The 17,850-nt window shown below is 69.7% G+C and carries 22 protein-coding genes; 11 read left to right on the top strand and 11 right to left on the bottom strand.

All coding sequences use genetic code 11. The features are described from left to right. The first annotated feature begins 1 nt into the window (after position 1). Positions 2 to 304: an MGMT family protein gene (locus tag A5691_RS19920; RefSeq protein WP_067757330.1), complete on the top strand. Its 303-nt coding sequence runs from the start codon at positions 2 to 4 to the stop codon at positions 302 to 304. Here the strand turns inward: A5691_RS19920 and A5691_RS19915 are convergent. The 3 genes from A5691_RS19915 to A5691_RS19905 form a co-directional block, all read right to left on the bottom strand. Then, positions 301 to 1,155, bottom strand: a complete 855-nt coding sequence (locus A5691_RS19915; RefSeq protein WP_067782343.1) for a TIGR02569 family protein — start codon at positions 1,153 to 1,155, stop codon at positions 301 to 303. The genes A5691_RS19920 and A5691_RS19915 overlap by 4 nt on opposite strands. A 36-nt stretch (positions 1,156 to 1,191) precedes the next feature. Then, positions 1,192 to 2,370, bottom strand: a complete 1,179-nt coding sequence (gene moeZ, locus A5691_RS19910) for an adenylyltransferase/sulfurtransferase MoeZ (RefSeq protein ID WP_068015573.1) — start codon at positions 2,368 to 2,370, stop codon at positions 1,192 to 1,194. Positions 2,371 to 2,550: 180 nt separating this feature from the next. Then, positions 2,551 to 3,576 carry a DUF3152 domain-containing protein gene (locus tag A5691_RS19905; protein WP_156670169.1) on the bottom strand — a complete coding sequence of 342 codons (1,026 nt, stop codon included), beginning with the start codon at positions 3,574 to 3,576 and terminating at the stop codon, positions 2,551 to 2,553. A 199-nt stretch (positions 3,577 to 3,775) separates the two neighbouring features. On the opposite strand from A5691_RS19905, the gene A5691_RS19900 reads away from it, so the two are divergent. Then, positions 3,776 to 4,462: a TetR/AcrR family transcriptional regulator gene (locus A5691_RS19900; RefSeq protein ID WP_067782337.1), complete on the top strand. Its 687-nt coding sequence runs from the start codon at positions 3,776 to 3,778 to the stop codon at positions 4,460 to 4,462. Here the strand turns inward: A5691_RS19900 and A5691_RS19895 are convergent. Then, positions 4,449 to 4,715 carry a DUF3107 domain-containing protein gene (locus A5691_RS19895; RefSeq protein WP_067782352.1) on the bottom strand — a complete coding sequence of 89 codons (267 nt, stop codon included), beginning with the start codon at positions 4,713 to 4,715 and terminating at the stop codon, positions 4,449 to 4,451. The genes A5691_RS19900 and A5691_RS19895 overlap by 14 nt on opposite strands. A gap of 206 nt (positions 4,716 to 4,921) precedes the next feature. On the opposite strand from A5691_RS19895, the gene A5691_RS19890 reads away from it, so the two are divergent. After that, positions 4,922 to 5,635: an MmpS family transport accessory protein gene (locus tag A5691_RS19890; protein WP_067888237.1), complete on the top strand. Its 714-nt coding sequence runs from the start codon at positions 4,922 to 4,924 to the stop codon at positions 5,633 to 5,635. 49 nt (positions 5,636 to 5,684) lie between these two features. On the opposite strand, the gene A5691_RS19885 is transcribed toward A5691_RS19890, so the two are convergent. Next, a complete protein-coding gene (locus A5691_RS19885; RefSeq protein ID WP_067757306.1) occupies positions 5,685 to 6,404 on the bottom strand; it encodes a ferritin-like fold-containing protein in 720 nt (239 codons plus the stop codon). Between the two features lie 251 nt (positions 6,405 to 6,655). On the opposite strand from A5691_RS19885, the gene A5691_RS19880 reads away from it, so the two are divergent. Both A5691_RS19880 and A5691_RS19875 read left to right on the top strand, forming a co-directional pair. Continuing rightward, positions 6,656 to 8,152, top strand: a complete 1,497-nt coding sequence (locus A5691_RS19880) for a DEAD/DEAH box helicase (RefSeq protein ID WP_067782332.1) — start codon at positions 6,656 to 6,658, stop codon at positions 8,150 to 8,152. A 16-nt stretch (positions 8,153 to 8,168) separates the two neighbouring features. Further along, entirely contained in the window at positions 8,169 to 9,389 is a 1,221-nt protein-coding gene (locus A5691_RS19875) for a hypothetical protein (protein WP_067888233.1), read from the top strand. Positions 9,390 to 9,516: 127 nt separating this feature from the next. Here the strand turns inward: A5691_RS19875 and A5691_RS19870 are convergent, their stop codons facing one another. Further along, positions 9,517 to 10,317 carry a ParA family protein gene (locus A5691_RS19870; RefSeq protein ID WP_067757284.1) on the bottom strand — a complete coding sequence of 267 codons (801 nt, stop codon included), beginning with the start codon at positions 10,315 to 10,317 and terminating at the stop codon, positions 9,517 to 9,519. A gap of 110 nt (positions 10,318 to 10,427) precedes the next feature. Between A5691_RS19870 and A5691_RS19865 the strand changes: the two genes are divergently transcribed. Genes A5691_RS19865 through A5691_RS19855 form a run of 3 tightly spaced genes read left to right on the top strand, consistent with a single transcriptional unit; the run spans position 10,428 to position 12,606 of the window. Continuing rightward, positions 10,428 to 11,039 (top strand): acid phosphatase, encoded by a 612-nt coding sequence (locus A5691_RS19865; protein ID WP_068015571.1) that lies wholly within the window; start codon positions 10,428 to 10,430, stop codon positions 11,037 to 11,039. Then, positions 11,036 to 12,133 carry an isochorismate synthase MenF gene (locus A5691_RS19860; protein WP_067757278.1) on the top strand — a complete coding sequence of 366 codons (1,098 nt, stop codon included), beginning with the start codon at positions 11,036 to 11,038 and terminating at the stop codon, positions 12,131 to 12,133. Before A5691_RS19865 ends, A5691_RS19860 begins: the two co-directional genes overlap by 4 nt. Beyond that, on the top strand, positions 12,130 to 12,606 hold the full coding sequence (locus A5691_RS19855; RefSeq protein ID WP_067888230.1) for a GNAT family N-acetyltransferase: 477 nt from the start codon (positions 12,130 to 12,132) through the stop codon (positions 12,604 to 12,606). Before A5691_RS19860 ends, A5691_RS19855 begins: the two co-directional genes overlap by 4 nt. On the opposite strand, the gene A5691_RS19850 is transcribed toward A5691_RS19855, so the two are convergent. Next, the gene (locus tag A5691_RS19850) at positions 12,558 to 13,007 is read right to left on the bottom strand and encodes a hypothetical protein (RefSeq protein ID WP_156675542.1); all 450 of its coding nucleotides are present in this window, start codon (positions 13,005 to 13,007) and stop codon (positions 12,558 to 12,560) included. The two genes, A5691_RS19855 and A5691_RS19850, sit on opposite strands and share 49 nt — an antisense overlap. Positions 13,008 to 13,086: 79 nt before the next feature. Between A5691_RS19850 and A5691_RS19845 the strand changes: the two genes are divergently transcribed. Then, positions 13,087 to 14,067, top strand: coding sequence for a diacylglycerol kinase family protein (locus A5691_RS19845; protein WP_067757272.1), 981 nt, complete (start codon positions 13,087 to 13,089; stop codon positions 14,065 to 14,067). Positions 14,068 to 14,338: 271 nt separating this feature from the next. Next, positions 14,339 to 14,593, top strand: coding sequence for a transcriptional regulator WhiB1 (gene whiB1, locus A5691_RS27535; RefSeq protein ID WP_007168139.1), 255 nt, complete (start codon positions 14,339 to 14,341; stop codon positions 14,591 to 14,593). 66 nt (positions 14,594 to 14,659) lie between these two features. Here whiB1 and A5691_RS19840 read toward each other — a convergent pair whose 3' ends face one another. Both A5691_RS19840 and A5691_RS19835 read right to left on the bottom strand, forming a co-directional pair. Continuing rightward, positions 14,660 to 16,159 carry a sensor histidine kinase gene (locus A5691_RS19840; protein WP_067757269.1) on the bottom strand — a complete coding sequence of 500 codons (1,500 nt, stop codon included), beginning with the start codon at positions 16,157 to 16,159 and terminating at the stop codon, positions 14,660 to 14,662. A 51-nt stretch (positions 16,160 to 16,210) separates the two neighbouring features. Continuing rightward, complete coding sequence (locus A5691_RS19835; RefSeq protein ID WP_044512934.1) at positions 16,211 to 16,426, bottom strand: biotin/lipoyl-binding carrier protein; 216 nt, start codon at positions 16,424 to 16,426, stop codon at positions 16,211 to 16,213. A gap of 195 nt (positions 16,427 to 16,621) precedes the next feature. Here A5691_RS19835 and A5691_RS29180 point away from each other — a divergent pair, with 195 nt between their 5' ends. Next, positions 16,622 to 16,696 carry a 50S ribosomal protein bL37 gene (locus tag A5691_RS29180; protein WP_011728008.1) on the top strand — a complete coding sequence of 25 codons (75 nt, stop codon included), beginning with the start codon at positions 16,622 to 16,624 and terminating at the stop codon, positions 16,694 to 16,696. 6 nt (positions 16,697 to 16,702) lie between these two features. Here A5691_RS29180 and rsrA read toward each other — a convergent pair whose 3' ends face one another. Together rsrA and A5691_RS19825 are read right to left on the bottom strand one after the other, a co-directional pair. Beyond that, complete coding sequence (gene rsrA / locus A5691_RS19830) at positions 16,703 to 17,005, bottom strand: mycothiol system anti-sigma-R factor (protein WP_067757266.1); 303 nt, start codon at positions 17,003 to 17,005, stop codon at positions 16,703 to 16,705. After that, positions 17,002 to 17,649 (bottom strand): sigma-70 family RNA polymerase sigma factor, encoded by a 648-nt coding sequence (locus A5691_RS19825; RefSeq protein WP_067757263.1) that lies wholly within the window; start codon positions 17,647 to 17,649, stop codon positions 17,002 to 17,004. The genes rsrA and A5691_RS19825 overlap by 4 nt, the downstream gene beginning before the upstream one ends. Positions 17,650 to 17,850 lie beyond the last annotated feature (201 nt).

Here is a 17,850-nt window from a genome sequence, read left to right as displayed (position 1 = left end):
CGTGGCGCCGGTGACCGAGGAGCAGGTCGAGCGGGTGCGCGCGCTGGTCGCGGCGATCCCGTCGGGCAGGGTCGCCACCTATGGCGACATCGCCGACGTCGCAGGTCTTTCCAGCCCGCGCATCGTCGGCTGGATCATGCGGACCGACTCCTCGGACCTGCCGTGGCACCGGGTGATCACCGCCTCCGGGCGCCCCGCGCGTCATCTGACCACCCGGCAGCTCGAGCTGCTGCGCGCCGAAGGGGTGCTGGCCACCGACGGCAAGATCGCGCTGCGCGAGGTGCGCCACGACTTCGGGCGCTAAAGGATCAGCCGGACCAGCGCCGCGGTGCGGGCCAGGCCGGGAAAGGCCTCGGCGGTCGACCGTGGGTGCAGCGCATGGACGGCGAGGCGAAACATCAAGGCCCGCAACAACATCTGCGGCCACTCCGGCAACGCGTTCCAGCGTTCGATAAGTCCGTCGTCGGCCTCGCCCCAGGACAGGGCGTCGACGACAACGACACCGGCCGCCCACGACGCGGGGCGCCAGTACGGCGTGATGTCGGTGATCCCCGGAGCGGCGGTGCCAACGAAAAGCACTGTGCCGTAAAGGTCTCCGTGCACCAGCTGGTTCGGGCTCTTGGTCGGCCGGCGCAGGGTGGCCAGCTGATTGATCAGCTCCACCGACCGCTCGGCGTCGGCCGTCGGCGGGGCGGTCCGCGCGCCAGGGGGCACCGAGGCCAACGGCCGTTCCTCCCAGGCGGCGCGGTCGGCGGCGATGAAGATGTCCACGTCGCCCCACGGCGCGGTGGGGCCCTGCGTCAGGAATCGGGGACGCTCCAGTTTGCCGGTCGCCTCGTGCAGGCGCACCGCCGCCGAGACCACCTCGTCGTGCCGCGGTTCGGGCGTGCCGGCGACGAAAGTGTCCGCCCGCCACCCCGAAACGACGTACCGTCCGTCCGTCGAGCGGACCGGGCGGGCCAGCCGGACGCCGTCGACGAACAACGTCTCGCGCACCCGGGCCGACCAAGCCGCCCGGGCGTGGTCGGCCACCAGCGACAGGACGACCTCGCCGCAGCGCCAGCCGCCTTCCCAGCTAGCCCCCAGATAGACGGGCTTGACACCGGCCAAACCAAACGCCGCCAGCACATGCTCCGGCGGTGGCTCGACATTCACACGGGTAGCCTAGACGAGGCCACCTGCCGTATCGGGTCAGTACATCACCATGTCGGGTTGCATTTGCTGCGCCCACGCCACGATGCCGCCCTGCAGATGCACGGCGTCGGCGAATCCGGCCTTCTTCACCGCCGCCAGCGCCTCGGCCGAACGCACCCCCGTCTTGCAATACAGCACCGGGATGCGGTCGTGCGGCAGCTTTGCCAGACCCTCACCCGAGTCGATCGACGACTGCGGGATCAGCTGGGCGCCATCGATGTGATTGATCTCCCACTCGACCTGCTCGCGGACGTCGATCAGCGCCAGCTTCGTGCCGGAGTCCAGCAACGCGCGCAACTCACGCGGGGTGATCGTCGACTCCGCGGCGAGGTCACCGGGCGCCCCGCCGCAGAACTCCTCGTAGTCGACCAGTCCGGTGATCGCGGGCGCGGCCGGGTCCTTGCGGATCGTGATGGTGCGGTAGGACATTTCGAGCGCGTCGTAGATCATGAGCCGGCCCAGCAGCGATTCGCCCATCCCGGTGATGAGTTTGATCGCCTCGGTGCTCATCACCGACGCGACGGAGGCGCACACGATGCCGAGCACGCCGCCCTCCGCGCACGACGGCACCGTGCCGGGCGGCGGCGGTTCCGGGTAGAGGTCGCGGTAGTTGAGGCCCCGCCCGCCGGGCGCGTCCTCCCAGAACACCGACACCTGGCCCTCGAAGCGGTAGATGGACCCCCAGACGTACGGCTTGCCCGCAAGCACGGCGGCGTCGTTGACCAGGTAGCGGGTGGCGAAGTTGTCGGTGCCGTCCATGATCAGGTCGTATTGCCCGAACAGGTCGACGGCGTTGCTCGAATCCAGCCGCAACTCGTGCAGCCGCACCCGAACCAACGGGTTGATCGCTTCGATCGACTCGCGCGCTGACCGGGCCTTGGGGCGTCCGACGTCGGCGACGCCGTGGATGATCTGGCGCTGCAGGTTGGACTCGTCGACGATGTCGAAGTCGACGACGCCGATCGTGCCGACCCCGGCCGCGGCCAGGTACAGCAGCGTCGGCGCGCCGAGCCCACCGGCGCCGATCACCAGCACGCGAGCGTTCTTCAGCCGCTTCTGCCCGTCGACGCCGAGGCCCGGAATGATCAGATGGCGGCTGTAGCGGGCCACCTCATCGCGGGTGAGCTCGCCAGCCGGCTCCACTAGGGGCGGCAGCGCTGTCTGCGGCGTCGACACGGCCGGACATCCTCCTATTCGGTCTCGCGAACGCGGTTTGTCGTCCACCACCATCACAGCAGCCGCCGTGGTGGACGGCAATGAATTCAACCCGCCGCAGCCCGGCGCGCATCGTCACCGGGCTGGGTTTGACCGCCCGCCTCCTCCTCACGCCGCTGCCCGGCGCGCATCGTCACCGGGCTAGGCGATCGGGAACGGCCAGGGGTTGAATCGGCAGGTCTTCCCGTCGGCCTTGACGAAGTCCGGGTCGAACTTGGCCGCATCGTCATTGGACGTGGAGAACGTCTGCTGCATCATCACCGGCGCCAAAGCGCCCTGCTGCTCGCACGGTTCGTGGCGGACGTATCCGATGGCGTGGCCGACCTCGTGATTGATCACGTATTGGCGGTAGGAGCCGATGTCCCCCTCGAAGGGGACGGCTCCGCGCACCCAGCGCGCCTCGTTGATGAAGACTCGCGACTGCCGGTCCTGGCCGAAGGACGGGTTGTAGCACGAGGTTTCCAGACGGAATTCGTATCCGCAGCCCTCGCGGACCGTCACCGGGGACACCAGGGAGATCCGAAAGTCGGGCTTGCCGTTGTCGATCCGGATGAACGCGAATTGCGGGTTGTGCGTCCAGCCCTTGGGATTGGCGAGGGTCTGGTCGACCATCTGGGCAAAAGCGTTGTCGCCGCCGAACATTGTGGGGTCGATGCCGTCCTCCACCTCCACGGTGTACCGAAACACCCTGACGGTGCCCTGGCCGATCTGCGGCGTCGTGCCGGGGACGATGTGCCACGTCTTCTCGCCCGCTTCGGTGAACGGGCCGCCGTCCGGCAGCGTCCCGGCCGGCAGGTTGGCATCGAACGCGGCGAGCCCGCGCGGCGGCGCGTCGATGATCGAGGTGCCCACGGCCTCCATCGCCTGCGGACTCTGGATGGGCTGGTTGGCCGTGGGCTTCGTCGCGGCGGTGCCGGTCATCGTCTGGTAGACGACGACCGCGGTGAGCACCGACAGCGCGGGCAACGCGTACGCGCGCCAGCCGTAGGTGGAGACGAACCGTCCCAGCCATGTCTGCTTGCGCCACTGGCGCGGCCGCTCCCGGTCGGCGCGGGTGCGTCCGCCGTCGCGGGCGATCGGGTCGCGCAGGGCGCGCAGGGGTTCCCGCCACTCGTCGCGCAGCACCGGGACGCGACCGGTGCCGCGCGAGGGCCGCTGGGAAGTCATTTCCCCAGGATTACACAGTCGGCACCGGCGCCGTCCTTGGCGCGCCCGAATGCACCGCCCGACACCGCTTTCTGCCAGCGACGACGGCGGCGACGACGATCGCCGGAACGGCGCGGGTAGTAATGTCTGTGCCACGAGCCGCGCGCGGCCGGCCCTCCAGTGCCGGCGGCCGGTTGCCAACGCATCAGATGAGGACTCGATGAGCGAACTCGCCAAACCCGCGGCGCGGCGCGCCGTGAGGTCGGCCGACCGCAGTCGGCCCGGGGACGGCATTGCGGCTTCGAGCCGGCGCGGCAACCGATTGCCCCGCGATGAGCGCCGCGGTCAATTGCTCATCGTCGCCAGCGACGTCTTCGTCGATCGCGGCTACCACGCCGCCGGCATGGACGAGATCGCCGACCGCGCGGGCGTCAGCAAACCGGTTCTGTATCAACACTTCTCGAGCAAGCTCGAGTTGTATCTGGCCGTGCTGGCCCGGCACGTGGAGAACCTGGTCTCGGGCGTGCAGCAGGCTTTGAACACCACCACCGACAACCGACGCCGGCTGCACGCGGCGGTCCAGGCGTTCTTCGACTTCATCGAGCACGACAGCCAGGGTTACCGGCTGATCTTCGAGAACGACTACGTCACCGAACCCGAGGTGGCCGCGCAGGTGCGGGTCGCCACCGAATCCTGCATCGACGCGGTATTCGCGTTGATCAGCGAGGACTCGGGCCTGGACCCGCACCGCGCCCGGATGATCGCGGTGGGCCTCGTCGGCATCAGCGTCGACTGCGCCCGCTACTGGCTCGACTCCGACCGCCCGATCTCCAAGGCGGACGCCGTCGAAGGCACCGTGCAGTTCGCCTGGGGCGGGCTATCCCACGTGCCCCTTACTCGCCTTTAGCGCCCTTGCCGGGGAGTTTGGTGACCTCGGCGCCGATGCCGAAGCCGACCCGGCGCCCGTCCGCGGGACCGATCTCGACGTAGGCGATCTTGCTGGTGTGAACCAGGAAGCGACGTCCCCGCTCGTCGTTCAGTCTCAGCAGGCCCGCCTCGCTCAGCGCGGCGCTGACCAGCTCTTCGACTTCGGCCGGCGTCTGCGCGCTGGCGATGACGAGCTCGCGCGGACTGTCCGTAATACCGATCTTGACCTCCACGGTCACCCCTTCCGTAGGCATTGAAGTCGACAGACCTGTCAGCTGCAGGCTAGTGGACGCGGCGGGCCCGCATCCGAGACAGCCCCCACCGCGGGGTTCGCGCTGAGCGAAACGATGGTCGCGGGGCGGTAACGATTCGCTTGCAGCTGGGTCCAGAACCGGGTTGGAGGGGCGATCCGTGTTTTCACATCGCTAACTTCGGCAACATGGGTACCACACTGGCCGACCTCGACAGGGTGCGGGATTACCCCGACGACGAGACCGACGAGCTCTACGGCGCGGAGGCCTACCCCGAGGGCGACTACACCTGGACCGGCTGGCCTACCGAGCTGCGCTGGCGGCCCCTCACGGCGATCATCGGCGCGGTGGTGGCCGTCGGCGCGATCGCCACCGCCGTGATCATCAACAGCGGCGACAGCGCCTCGACCAAAGCCACCGTGGCGCCGGCCCCCCAACCGGTGACGTCCGCGCCCGCCACGACGAGGAGCTCCGCCCCGCCCAGCGCGCAGCCCAGCCCCTCGAACACCCCACTGCCGCCCGAGACGGTCACCACCGTGACGACGCCCAGCGCCGCGCCGAGCCTGGCGCCGACGGGAACGCCCACCGCGGCGCCGCCCCTGACCCTGACGCCGCCGCCCGCCGCGCTGAACCCGCGCACGGTCGTCTACAGCGTGACCGGCACCAAGCAGCTGCTGGACCTGGTGAACATCGTCTACACGGATGGCAGCGGCGCATCCCAGACCGAGTTCAACGTGTCGCTGCCGTGGACCAAAGCGGTGATCCTGAACCCCGGCGTTCAGACCCCGTCGGTGGTCGCCACCAGCTTCTACGGCCGGCTGAATTGCTCGATCGTCAACGCCGCCGGCCAACTGGTGGCCGCGTCGACCACCAACTCGAGCCTGGCGACCTGCACCCGCTGAGCCCGACGCCTTGACCCGGCTACGCCGCGCTCGCGATCACGGGCGGGCGTCAGCTCAGGCCCAGCTCGTGCATCCGCCGGTCGTGCGTCTGCTGCAGCCGGTCGAAGAACGCGTTGAGCTGGCCCAGGCCGCCGGCGCCTGACATCACCAGGTCGACCAGCTCGTCGTGGTCGGCCAGCAGGTACTGGGCCTGCGTGAGCGCCTCGCCGAACAGCCGACGCGACCACAACGCCAGCCGGCTGCGTTGCTTGCCGCTGGCCGTCACCGCGGCGCGCACCTCGGCGACCACGAACTGCGAGTGCCCGGTCTCCGACAGCGCCGCCCGCACCACGCCGGCGATCTCGTCGGGCAGCCCGTCGGCGATCTCCAGATACAAGTCGGCGGCCAGGGCGTCGCCGACATAGGTCTTCACCAAGGCCTCCAGCCAGGTGCTGGGCATCGTCAGCCGGTGGTAGTTCTCCAGCGCCGAGACGTACTTCGACATCGCCGGAACCACATCGACGCCGCGGCGCTCCAGGGCGTCGCGCAGCAGCTCGTAGTGCTGCATCTCGGCCGCGGCCATGCTCGCCATCGAGATCCGCCCGCGCAGGTCAGGCGCCATCCGCGCCTCGTCGGTGAGCCGGTAGAACGCGGCGATCTCGCCGTATGCCAGGACCGCGAACAACTCGTTGACGCCCGGGTGGTCGGCCGACAACCGGGGGGCGGGCGAATCGTCCGCCTGATCGGCGTCCAGGTCTGCTTCCGAGGGCTCGCAAGGGGGCCGGGTCATGGCAACACTGTAGTCGGCTGACCCGGCGCAAAAAGGGAGCCAGCCGTCGACCGGCTATCATGTACGTAGATAGCGGCTGTATTTCTTCCCAAGCCGCTATCGGCGAAATGTGCGTGCACAGCTGGCCCACCGATTTGAGCAGGGGCCCGCGACTCGGCGACGTATTCGGAGTCGGAACTCGTGCGCGCGTGACCGCGACAGAGAAACACCGACACAACCGGATATGTCACCGAAAGGCTTACTACCCACGCATGAGCACACTCGACAGCACAACTGAAATGACCTTTGCCAGCCTCGGCGTCCGCGACGAAATCGTCCGCGCCCTCGCGGAGAAGGGCATCGAGCGCCCGTTCGCGATCCAAGAGCTGACCCTGCCGCTGGCGCTCGCCGGCGACGACCTGATCGGCCAGGCCCGCACCGGCATGGGCAAGACCTTCGCGTTCGGCGTCCCGCTGCTGAACCGCATCACGTCCGGAGTCGGCGTGCGGGAGCTCAACGGCACACCGCGCGCCCTGATCGTGGTGCCGACCCGCGAGCTCTGCCTGCAGGTCACCGAGGACCTGGCCACCGCGGCCAAGTACCTGACGGCCGAGGGCGGCCGCCGGCTCTCCGTGATCTCCATCTACGGAGGTCGCGCCTACGAGCCGCAGATTGAGGCGCTGCGGGCCGGCGCCGACGTCGTGGTGGGCACCCCGGGTCGGCTGCTCGACCTGGCCCAGCAGGGCCACCTGCAGCTGGGCGGGCTGTCGGTGCTGGTGCTCGACGAGGCCGACGAGATGCTCGACCTGGGCTTTTTGCCCGACATCGAGCGCATCCTGCGCCAGATCCCCGAGGACCGGCAATCCATGCTGTTCTCTGCCACCATGCCGGGCCCGATCATCACCCTGGCCCGCACCTTCATGAACCAGCCCACCCACATCCGGGCTGAGGCGCCGCACTCGGCGGCCACGCACGACACCACCGAGCAGTTCGTCTACCGGGCCCACGCGCTGGACAAGGTGGAGCTGGTCAGCCGCGTGCTGCAGGCCGAGGGCCGCGGCGCGACGATGATCTTCACCCGCACCAAGCGCACCGCGCAGAAGGTCGCCGACGAATTGGCCGAGCGCGGCTTCAAGGTCGGCGCCGTGCACGGCGACCTGGGGCAGATCGCCCGCGAGAAGGCGCTCAAGGCCTTCCGCACCGGCGACATCGACGTGCTGGTGGCCACCGACGTCGCCGCCCGCGGCATCGACATCGACGACATCACCCACGTCATCAACTACCAGATCCCCGAGGACGAACAGGCCTACGTGCACCGGATCGGCCGCACCGGCCGCGCCGGCAAGACCGGTATCGCGGTCACCCTGGTGGACTGGGACGAGCTGCCCCGCTGGTCGATGATCGACAAGGCGCTGGGTCTGGAGAACCCCGAGCCCGCCGAGACCTACTCGAACTCACCGCACCTCTACGAGGAGCTGGGCATCCCCGGCGGGGCGGCCGGCACCGTCGGCACCCCGAAGAAGCCGCAGGGCCAACGCCGCAGCAGCGAGCGTGACGGCCAGAAGGCGGAGCGGACGGGGCGTGCCCGGTCGGGCGCGCCACGGCGACGGACCCGCGGCGGCCAGCCCGTCACCGGGCACCCCGACGGCAACGCCGCGGCCGGCGGCGCCAGCGGCGAAGCCGCCGCGGAGGCGTCCGGCAAGTCCGGGAGCAGCCGGCGTCGCCGTCGGCGCCGCAAGCCCGCCGAAGCCGGCGCGCACGCCAACTGAGCCCCGCGCCGAGGAGATGGTCAGACCCGAACGCCGGACCAAGGGCGATGTCGTGGCCGCCGTCGCCATCGCGGCCGTCGTCGCCGTCGTCGCTGGCCTGATCTGGTGGACCAGCGACGCCCGGGCCACCGTCAGCCGGCCGGCCGGGGTTCCTGCGCCTAACCAGAACCCCGCCCGCCAGGTGCCGACCGCGCTCAAGGAGCTGTGGACCGCGGCGAGCCCGGCCACCACCGCACCGGTAACGGTTGGCGGGACGGTCATCACCGGCGACGGCCGCCGGGTCGACGGGCGCGATCCCGGTGCCGGCCAGTCCCTGTGGAGCTATCAGCGCGACACCGACCTGTGCGGGGTCTCCTGGGTCTATCACTTCGCCGTCGCCGTTTATCGGGACGACCGCGGGTGCGGGCAGGTGAGCACGCTCGACGGGTCCACCGGTCGCCGCGGGCCGGCCCGCAGCGGTTACGCCGACCCGCGCGTGCAGCTGTCCTCAGACGGCACCACGGTGTTGTCGACCGGTGACACCCGGCTGGAGCTCTGGCGCTCGGACATGGTCCGCATGGTGGCCTACGGCGAGACCGACGCCCGGGTGAAGCCCTCGGCACGCGGCCTGCATTCCGGCTGCAAGCTGGTGTCGGCGGCGGCGAGCTCGTCGGCGGTGTCGGTGCTGGAAAGCTGCGTGAACGAGGCCGACCTGCGGTTGGTGCTGTTACGGCCGGGCAAGGACGACGACGAACCCCAACAACGCATCGTCGCCGAACCCGGGGTGAGGGCGGACTCCGGCGCCCGGGTGCTCACCGTGTGGGAGAACAACACCGCGGTGTACCTGCCCTCCCCGCGGCCGCGGGTCGACGTGATCGACGAAACCGGCACCACCGTGTCGAGCAACCTGCTGCCCAAAGCCCCGTCGGGCCCGGGGGCGGTCTCGCACGCGGGCAGCCTGATCACTTGGTGGACAGGCGATTCCGTCATGGTCTTCGAGACGGGCAACCTGACGCTGCGCTACACCATCGCCGCGGGCGACACGACCGCGCCATTGGGGCCGGGCGCGATGATGGCCGGCCGCCTGCTGGTCCCGGTCACCGGCGCGATCGGTGTCTACGACCCCGTCAGCGGCGCCAGCGAGCGCTACATCCCGGTGAACCGGGCGCCCAGTGTGCCCGGGCGGGCCGTGGTTCCGGCCGTCGCGGGCCCCCGGGTGTTCGAGCAGCGCGGCGACACCGTGGTGGCCCTGGGCTGACGAAGCGTGTGCGCTCACGGCATCGCGAGTGCGCTCTGGGCGGCGACACGCCGTCGCGCCGCGCCATCGGCGCACACTCGAAGCGCGCGGCGCATCGCTCAAAGCCGGACGCGCACAATCAAAGCCACTAGACCTCGACGGCGAACGTCGGCAGCGGTTTGCCGGTCTTCCAGTGCTTGAGCAACGCCTTCGCCAGCTCCCCGTAGGCCGACGAGCCCTTGTTCTTGCGGCCGGACATCACCGACGAGCCCGAGGCGCTGGCCTCGGCGAAGCGCACCGTCCGCGGGATCGGCGGGGCCAGCACCGGCATGTTGTAGCGGTCGGCGACGTCCATCAGAACGTCGCGGGTGTGGGTGGTCCGCGAGTCGTACAGCGTCGGCAACGCGCCCAGCAGCCGCAGTTCCGGGTTCGTGATCTGCTGGACGTCGGCGACCGTGCGCAGGAATTGGCCGACGCCGCGGTGCGCCAGCGTTTCGCATTGCAGCGGCACCATCACCTCGTCGGCGGCGGTCAGCCCGTTGAGGGTGAGCACCCCCAGCGACGGCGGGCAGTCGATGATGACCACGTCGAAGTCGTCGGAGACCTTGGCCAGCGCGCGCTTGAGCGCGTACTCGCGACCGGCGCGCATCAACAGCATCGCCTCGGCGCCGGCCAGGTCGATGTTGGCCGGCAGCAGCGTCATGCCCTCCATCGTCGTGACCAGCGCCGCGTTCGGCTCGACCTCACCGAGCAGCACCTCGTGCACCGACACCGGGAGCTTATCGGGATCCTGGCCCAGCGAGAACGTCAGGCAGCCCTGCGGATCCAGGTCGACCAGGAGCACCCGCTGGCCCTCGTCCACCATCGCCGCCCCCAGCGAGGCAACCGTCGTAGTCTTGGCCACGCCGCCCTTCTGGTTGGCCACCGCCAATACCCGGGTCTTTCTCACTAGCGCCCGCCCCTCCTTGTTGCCACGGTCACAGTGCCCATCCTGGCATGTTCGATCGCCCCGCGCTGCGGCCGAGGGCCCCGGGGTGTCGTCCGGCAGAATCGATCGATATGGGCCTGCACAACCACCGATTTGTACTGCTCCGCCACGGCCAGACCGAGTGGTCGAAATCCGGCCAGCACACCAGCCGAACCGACCTCGAGCTCACCGACACCGGCCGCGTCCAGGCCGAGCTCGCCGGCCGCGTCCTGCGCGAACTCAACCTCACCGACCCGTTGGTGGTCAGCAGCCCGCGCATCCGGGCCCTGACCACGGCCAAGCTCGCCGGGCTGGCCGTCGACGAGGTCTCTCCCCTGCTCGCCGAATGGGATTACGGGGCCTACGAGGGGCTGACGACCCCGCAGATCCAGGAATCCGTGCCCGACTGGCTGGTCTGGACGCACGGCTGCCCCGGCGGCGAGAGCGTGGCGCAGGTCAGCGCCCGCGCCGATGAGGCCGTCACATTCGCGTTGGAGCACATGGACTCGCGCGACGTGGTGTTCGTTGGGCACAGCCACTTCTCGCGTTCGGTCATCACCCGCTGGGTGGAGCTGCCGCTCGTCGAGGGCAGCCGCTTCTGGATGCTCGCCGGCTCCCTCGCGGTGTGCGGATTCGAGCACGGGGTGCGTCAGCTCGCCGCGCTCGGCCTGACCGCCCAGCCACAGGCGATCAAACCCGGGTGAGCACCCAACCGCCGTTCGCGCTGTGCGGACCGAAGCAAACCCTGCTCGCCGAGGGGGTGCGCGAGCGCTACCGCGACGTGGCGGCGGCGCAGGACGCCCTGAGGTCAGGGTTGGCCCCAATAGTGCTGGGTGCGTTGCCTTTTGACGTCGACCGGCCCGCGGCGCTGCTGACGCCCGAGGCCGTGCGCCGCACCGACGTCCCCCCGGACTGGCCGACGGGCCCGCTGCCGCCGGTGCGCATCGCCGCCGCCGACCCGCCGCCGGACGCCTACCGCCGCCGCATCGTCCGGGCTCGCGATCAGCTCACCGCGCCCGACAGCCTGCTGAGCAAGGTGGTGCTGTCCCGCGCGCTGCGGCTGGTCGCCGACGCCCCCCTGGACGCGCGCGTCATCCTGCGCCGCCTCATCGCCGCCGATCCGGCCGCCTACGGCTACCTGGTCGACCTGACCGCCGCAGGCGACGATTACGCCGGGGCGGCGCTGGTGGGCGCCAGCCCCGAACTGCTGGTGGCGCGCTCCGGCGACCGGGTCACCTGCCGGCCGTTCGCCGGGTCGGCCCCCCGCGCGGCCGATCCGGACGCCGACGCGGCGAACGGCGCCGCGCTGGCCGGCTCGGCCAAGGACCGGCACGAGCACCAGCTGGTGATCGAGACGATCCGGGCCGCCCTGGAGCCGCTGTGCGACGAGCTGACGATCGCCGCCGAGCCCGAGTTGAGCCGCACCGCGGCGGTGTGGCACCTGTGCACGCCGATCAGCGGCCGCCTGCGCGACACCTCAACCACCGCAATCGATTTGGCACTGGCGCTGCATCCCACCCCCGCGGTGGGCGGCGTGCCCACCAAGGCCGCGGTCGAGCTCATCGCCGAGCTGGAAGGCGACCGCGGGTTCTACGCGGGGGCGGCGGGCTGGTGCGACGCCCGGGGCGACGGCCGCTGGGTGGTGGCCATCCGCTGCGCGCAGCTGTCGGCGGACCGGCGCAGCGCGTTGGCCCGCTCCGGGGGCGGCATCGTCGCCGAATCCGATCCCGACGAGGAAGTCGCGGAAACCACAACGAAATTCGCCACGATCCTCAACGCATTGGACGTAAAGCGATGACCATTCGCCGCGCCAAACCCGAAGACGCCGCCGCCATCATCGAAATGATTCGCGCGCTGGCCGAATTCGAAAATGCCGCCGACCAATGTACCGTCACCGAAAAACAAATCACCGCAGCCCTTTTCGACCCTAGCCCGATATTGCACGGACACGTCGCGGAAGCCGACGGCGAGGTCGCCGCGATGGCGCTGTGGTTTCTCAACTTCTCCACCTGGGACGGCGCGGCCGGCATCTACCTCGAAGACCTGTTCGTGCATCCGCGCTTTCGCCGTCGCGGCCTGGCGCGCGCGCTGCTGGCGACGCTGGCGGCCGAATGCCTTGCCAAGGGCTACACGCGGTTGTCCTGGGCGGTGCTGAATTGGAACACCGACGCGATCGCCCTGTACGACGGCGTCGGCGGTGAACCGCAGAGCGAGTGGACCACCTACCGGCTGTCGGGCCCGCGGTTGGCCGACCTGGCCGAGTCGCGCTGATCGCCGCCACCGGCCCACCGCACGCCGGCGGGGCTGAAGAGCAGGCCGAGCACGGCCAGCGCCGCGCACCCCGCGGGAATCCCGAAGCCGGGCCGGTGCGAGTCGACCGCCAGGTACCACGCCACGGGGAGCAACAGCAGCTGGGTGATCACGGCCAGCCCGCGCCCCCAGCGCTTGCCGAGGATGAGCGCACGTCCGGCAGCCAACACCACGGCCCCGACCACGACGAAGAAGACCGCCGTGCCCAGGCCGTTGACCACGCGCTGATCTGCCCCGGCGGCACCCCGCACCACCAGCACCACCGCCATGACCAGCCCGGCCGCCCCCTGCAACGCCACGAGCAGCCCGGCGCCGCGCACGGCGGCCGGGGCGGCCCCGGGGTTGCGGCGGAAGACTGTCACCCGCGTCAGCGTAGTCACCCCGCCGCGGGGGGAGTTCCCCACAGCACGGCCTTAACCGGCCCGCATAAGCTCGTGCATCATGCGCGCCGTGCTGATCGTGAACCCGACCGCCACCTCCACGACCCCGGCCGGTCGCGACCTGCTGGCGCACGCGCTCAAGAGCCGCCTGGAGCTCACCGTCGAACACACCCACCACCGAGGTCACGGCACCGAACTCGCGGAGAAGGCGGTCGCGGACGGCGTCGACCTGGTCGTGGTGCACGGCGGCGACGGCACGGTCAGCGGTGTGGTCAACGGCCTGCTCGGCCGTCCGGGCTCGAATTCCGGGCCCACCGGCCCGGTGCCTGCGGTCGCGGTGGTTCCCGGCGGTTCGGCGAACGTGCTGGCGCGCTCGCTGGGGATCTCGCGGGACCCGGTGGCCGCGACCAACCAGCTCATCCAGCTGATCGACGACTATCGCCGCCACCACACCTGGCGCCGGATAGGGCTGATCGACTGCGGTGAGCGGTGGGCGGTCTTCAACACCGGGATGGGGGTCGACGCGGAGGTGGTCGCCGCGGTCGAGGCCGAACGCGACAAGGGCGGCAAGGTCACGGCGTGGCGCTACATCCGCGCGGCGGTGCCCGCCGTGTGGGGCTACACGCGCCGCGAGCCGATGCTGCAGCTCGAATTGCCCGGCCGCGAACCCATCCCGGGGGTGAGCTTCGTCTTCGTCTCCAACTCCAGCCCCTGGACGTTCGCCAACGATCGGCCGGTATGGACCAATCCCGGCTGCACCTTCGAGTCGGGCCTGGGAGTGTTCGCGCCGAAGAGCATGAAGACGATCCCGACGCTGCGCATCGTGCGGCAGATGTTCGCCAAACGGCCCAAGTTCGCGTTCGACCACCTCGTCACCGAGGACGACGTGCCCTGTTTGCGGGTGACCTCGGCCGGGGGCCCGGTCGCCTGCCAGTTCGACGGCGATTACCTCGGCGTGCGCGAAAGCATGACGTTCCGGGCGGTCCCGGACGCGCTGGCCGTCGTCGCGCCTCCGCTAAAAAATCACTCTGAGCTGCGATAACGAAGCGCCAAGGGGCCGGGCGGTGAATATTTTCTCCGAGATCGGCCAGTCAGTGTAGTACAACGGAGTAATGGCCCGGCTACGGAACGGTCAAAGTGAGATTGCCCACGAGGTAACGCACGCTATTGACTTCTGTTGGGCCTGTGAAACGATCGAAAGGTTGCATGCAGAAAGTTAGATAGGGGTACGGACCCTTTTCTTGTGCACGCGTTAACAGCCGAAGAAAATTGGCCGTGCGCCTTGCTGCGCACTCAGTGAGGAGTAACAACTTATGGATTGGCGCCACAAGGCGGTCTGTCGCGACGAAGACCCGGAGCTGTTCTTCCCGGTAGGGAACAGCGGCCCGGCGCTCGCGCAGATCGCTGACGCGAAACTGGTCTGCAATCGGTGCCCGGTAACCACAGACTGCCTTTCCTGGGCCCTGAATACCGGCCAGGATTCGGGCGTCTGGGGCGGCATGAGTGAAGACGAGCGGCGCGCACTCAAGCGTCGCAACGCCCGGACGAAGGCCCGTAGCGGAGTCTGACTGGTTTAGACCACACAGCGCGGCCTCGACGAAAGTCGGGGCCGCGCTGTTGTGTCGGCCGCACACCTACAACACCAATCGGGTTCGCCGGCCGATGGGCACCCGCAGCACCACGTCGGTGCCGCGGGACGGGGCCTGACGCATGCCCAGCGTGCCGTCCAGCTCGGCCGACACCAGCGTCCGCACGATCTGCAGGCCGAGGCTGTCGGACGTCTCCAGGCTGAAGCCTTCCGGCAAACCACGGCCGTCGTCGTGCACGACGACGTCGAGCCAGCGCGCCGAACGCTCGGCGCGGATGGTCACCGAGCCCTCCTCGGCGGCGGGGTCGAAAGCGTGCTCGATCGCGTTCTGAACCAGTTCGGTGATCACCATGATCAGGGCGGTCGCGCGGTCGGAGTCCAGCACGCCCAGGTCGCCGACCCGGTTGATCCGGATCGGCCGGTCGACCGACGCGACGTCGTTCATGATCGGCAGGATCCGGTCGATCACCTCGTCGAGGTTGACCTGCTCGTCCACCGACATCGACAGCGCGTCGTGCACCAAGGCGATGGACGAGACCCGGCGCACCGACTCGATCAGGGCCTCCCGGCCTTCGGCGTTGGCCGTCCGGCGGGCCTGCAGCCGCAGCAGCGCCGCCACCGTCTGCAGGTTGTTCTTCACCCGGTGGTGGATTTCCCGGATCGTCGCGTCCTTGGAGATCAGGGCCCGGTCGCGGCGCTTCACCTCCGTGACGTCGCGGATCAGCACCGCGGCGCCGGCGCTGGCGCCGTCGACCACCAGCGGCAGCGTGCGCAACAGCACCGTGGCGCCGCCGGCGTCCACCTCCATGCGCATGCTGCGCCCGCCGGCCAGCAGGTCGAGCACGTGCTCCGCCAGCTCCTGCGCCTCGAACGGGTCGGAGACCAGCGGCCGCGTGACCTTGACCAGGTTGCGGCCCTCCAGCTCGGTGGTCAGGCCCATCCGGTGGTAGGCCGAAACCGCGTTGGGACTGGCGTAGGCGACGACGCCGTTGACGTCCAACCGGATGAAGCCGTCGCCGGCCCGCGGCGTGGAGCGCGACATGACCACGTCGCCCACGTCGGGGAAGGTGCCCTCGGCGAGCATGGCGACCAGATCCCGGGCGCAGTCCCGGTAGGCCGTCTCCAGGTGGCCGGACGCGCGGTCGGCCGCGACGGCGGTCTGATGCCGGGTCAGCACGGCCACCACCTGCCCCCCGTACCGCACCGGGGACGCCTCGACGTGCGGGCCGGGCAGCCACGAATCCTCTTGCGCCGCTTCGCCATCCCGCTGCGCCAGGCCGGAATCGAAGGTCTCGGCGACGAGCGCCAGCCGGTCGGCGGCGACGACGCTGCCGACCGAGTCGGTCAGCAGCACCGTGGGCGCGGTGTTCGGCCGGCACTGCGCCACGCACACCAACATGCCGTCGTCGCGGCGAACCCACATCAGGTAGTCGGCGAAGGACAGGTCCGCCAGCAGCTGCCACTCCCCCACCACCGCGTGCAGGTGATCCACGGCGTTGCCGGGCAGCACGGTGTGTTCGGCAAGCAGGTCACCGAGAGTCGACATCGCTCACTCCCCGGGCAATTCCCCGGCAGCGGACAAGAAAGGCTTCAAGGTTTAGCTGATCACGGCAATCAGGTCGCCCGCCTGGATGACATCGCCCACCGAGACGCTCACCTTGCTCACCGTGCCGTCGACCTCAGCCAGGACCGGGATCTCCATCTTCATCGACTCCAGCAGCACCACGACATCGCCTTTGCCGATCTGGTCACCCTCGTTGACTACGACTTCGAGCACGCTGGCCACGATCTCGGCGCGCACATCCTCGGCCATCTTCACCCCACTCGTTTCGGCCATTGCGCAGGCTGGCTGCTGGTCCATCTAGCTTCCGTCAGGCTCGGTGTATATCGAACCACAGGCCCCCGGCCCACCGCGGCGCACGGGGCCCCGACAGGCCGTGCGAGAATGTGAGGCAAGCTAACGGGCGCCGGGCGCCCGGTTTCGATCAATCAACGGAGGTTTTCCGAAATGGCCAAACGGGGCCGCAAGAAGCGCGACCGCAAGCACAGCAAGGCCAACCACGGCAAGCGGCCCAACGCCTGAGGCCCGCTACCGCGTCTCTCGGATGATGGTGGTCCGGCGGATCTCCAGCCGTAGCCGCTCGCGCAGGCCCTCGGGGGCCTTCTCGCCTTTGCACTTGGTGGCGATCAACGCCTTGATGCGCTCCTCGAGGCCGTAGTGCTTGAAGCAGCCGGGGCACGCCTCGAGGTGGCGGCGCAGCTGGTCGCGGGACTCCGGCGTGCATTCGCCGTCGAGCAGCAGCCAGACCTGGCGAATCACCTCGGCACAGCCGACGGCGCCGTGAGCGTCGTCGTTGGGGCACGTGTCGCCGGGGCCCGACAACTCGCTCATGACGACACCTCCTCGTGCGCCTGGTGGCCGCGGTTGAAACCCCGCTCCTTGGCCACGTCAGCCAGCAGCGACCGCAGTTGACGGCGGCCGCGGTGCAGCCGTGACATTACCGTCCCGATGGGCGTATCCATGATTTCCGCGATTTCCTTGTACGGAAAACCCTCGACATCGGCGTAGTAGACGGCCATCCGGAATTCCTCCGGCAACGCCTGCAGCGCTTCCTTGATCTCGTTATCCGGCAGCGCCTCCAGCGCCTCGACCTCGGCCGAGCGCAGCCCGGTGGACGAGTGCTCGGCGTTGGACGCCAGCTGCCAGTCGGTGATCTCCTCGGTGGGGTACTCGGCCGGCTGGCGCTGCCTCTTGCGGTAGCTGTTGATGTAGGTGTTGGTCAGGATCCGGTACAGCCACGCCTTGAGGTTGGTGCCGGCCCTGAACGAGCGGAAGCCCGCATAAGCCTTGACCATCGTCTCTTGCAGCAGGTCTTCCGCGTCGGCGGGATTGCGGGTCATGCGCAGGGCACCGCCGTACAGCTGGTCCAGCAGGGGGATCGCGTCGCGCTCGAAGCGCGCCATCAGCTCCGCGTCCGTCTCGGGCGGGCCGGGATCGGGAATCTCCTGTGCTGTCGCGCCGTCTGTGTCGGCCATGTCGATTACCCCGGTCCCTTCCGCTGCGGTGTCGCCGGACGGCGCTGCAAGCGCCACCGGGCTTGCCAGAAAGCAAGCCAACTGGTCGGCACCCGTTGGACGGTCCAACAGGCTCGTCGCCGCTGACACCAAACCGCTCCTCCCAATCTAGAGGCTGCCACCGACAGTGTCTGCCTGGGTGCGCCTACGTAACTTCAGAGA

Source organism: Mycobacterium sp. E183 (assembly GCF_001667735.1).
Classification (GTDB): domain Bacteria; phylum Actinomycetota; class Actinomycetes; order Mycobacteriales; family Mycobacteriaceae; genus Mycobacterium.
Note: the sequence above shows the minus strand (reverse complement) of the source record. Positions and strands in the feature narration are given on the sequence as shown.

Coding starts and splice junctions, on each gene's coding strand:
- A5691_RS19905 (WP_156670169.1), bottom strand. CDS start 3,576: ATGACTTCCCAGCGGCCCTCGCGCGGCACCGGTCGCGTCCCGGTGCTG.
- A5691_RS19900 (WP_067782337.1), top strand. CDS start 3,776: ATGAGCGAACTCGCCAAACCCGCGGCGCGGCGCGCCGTGAGGTCGGCC.
- A5691_RS19890 (WP_067888237.1), top strand. CDS start 4,922: ATGGGTACCACACTGGCCGACCTCGACAGGGTGCGGGATTACCCCGAC.
- A5691_RS19885 (WP_067757306.1), bottom strand. CDS start 6,404: ATGACCCGGCCCCCTTGCGAGCCCTCGGAAGCAGACCTGGACGCCGAT.
- A5691_RS19880 (WP_067782332.1), top strand. CDS start 6,656: ATGAGCACACTCGACAGCACAACTGAAATGACCTTTGCCAGCCTCGGC.
- A5691_RS19875 (WP_067888233.1), top strand. CDS start 8,169: ATGGTCAGACCCGAACGCCGGACCAAGGGCGATGTCGTGGCCGCCGTC.
- A5691_RS19865 (WP_068015571.1), top strand. CDS start 10,428: ATGGGCCTGCACAACCACCGATTTGTACTGCTCCGCCACGGCCAGACC.
- A5691_RS19855 (WP_067888230.1), top strand. CDS start 12,130: ATGACCATTCGCCGCGCCAAACCCGAAGACGCCGCCGCCATCATCGAA.
- A5691_RS19845 (WP_067757272.1), top strand. CDS start 13,087: ATGCGCGCCGTGCTGATCGTGAACCCGACCGCCACCTCCACGACCCCG.
- whiB1 (WP_007168139.1), top strand. CDS start 14,339: ATGGATTGGCGCCACAAGGCGGTCTGTCGCGACGAAGACCCGGAGCTG.
- A5691_RS19840 (WP_067757269.1), bottom strand. CDS start 16,159: ATGTCGACTCTCGGTGACCTGCTTGCCGAACACACCGTGCTGCCCGGC.
- A5691_RS19835 (WP_044512934.1), bottom strand. CDS start 16,426: ATGGCCGAGGATGTGCGCGCCGAGATCGTGGCCAGCGTGCTCGAAGTC.
- rsrA (WP_067757266.1), bottom strand. CDS start 17,005: ATGAGCGAGTTGTCGGGCCCCGGCGACACGTGCCCCAACGACGACGCT.
- A5691_RS19825 (WP_067757263.1), bottom strand. CDS start 17,649: ATGGCCGACACAGACGGCGCGACAGCACAGGAGATTCCCGATCCCGGC.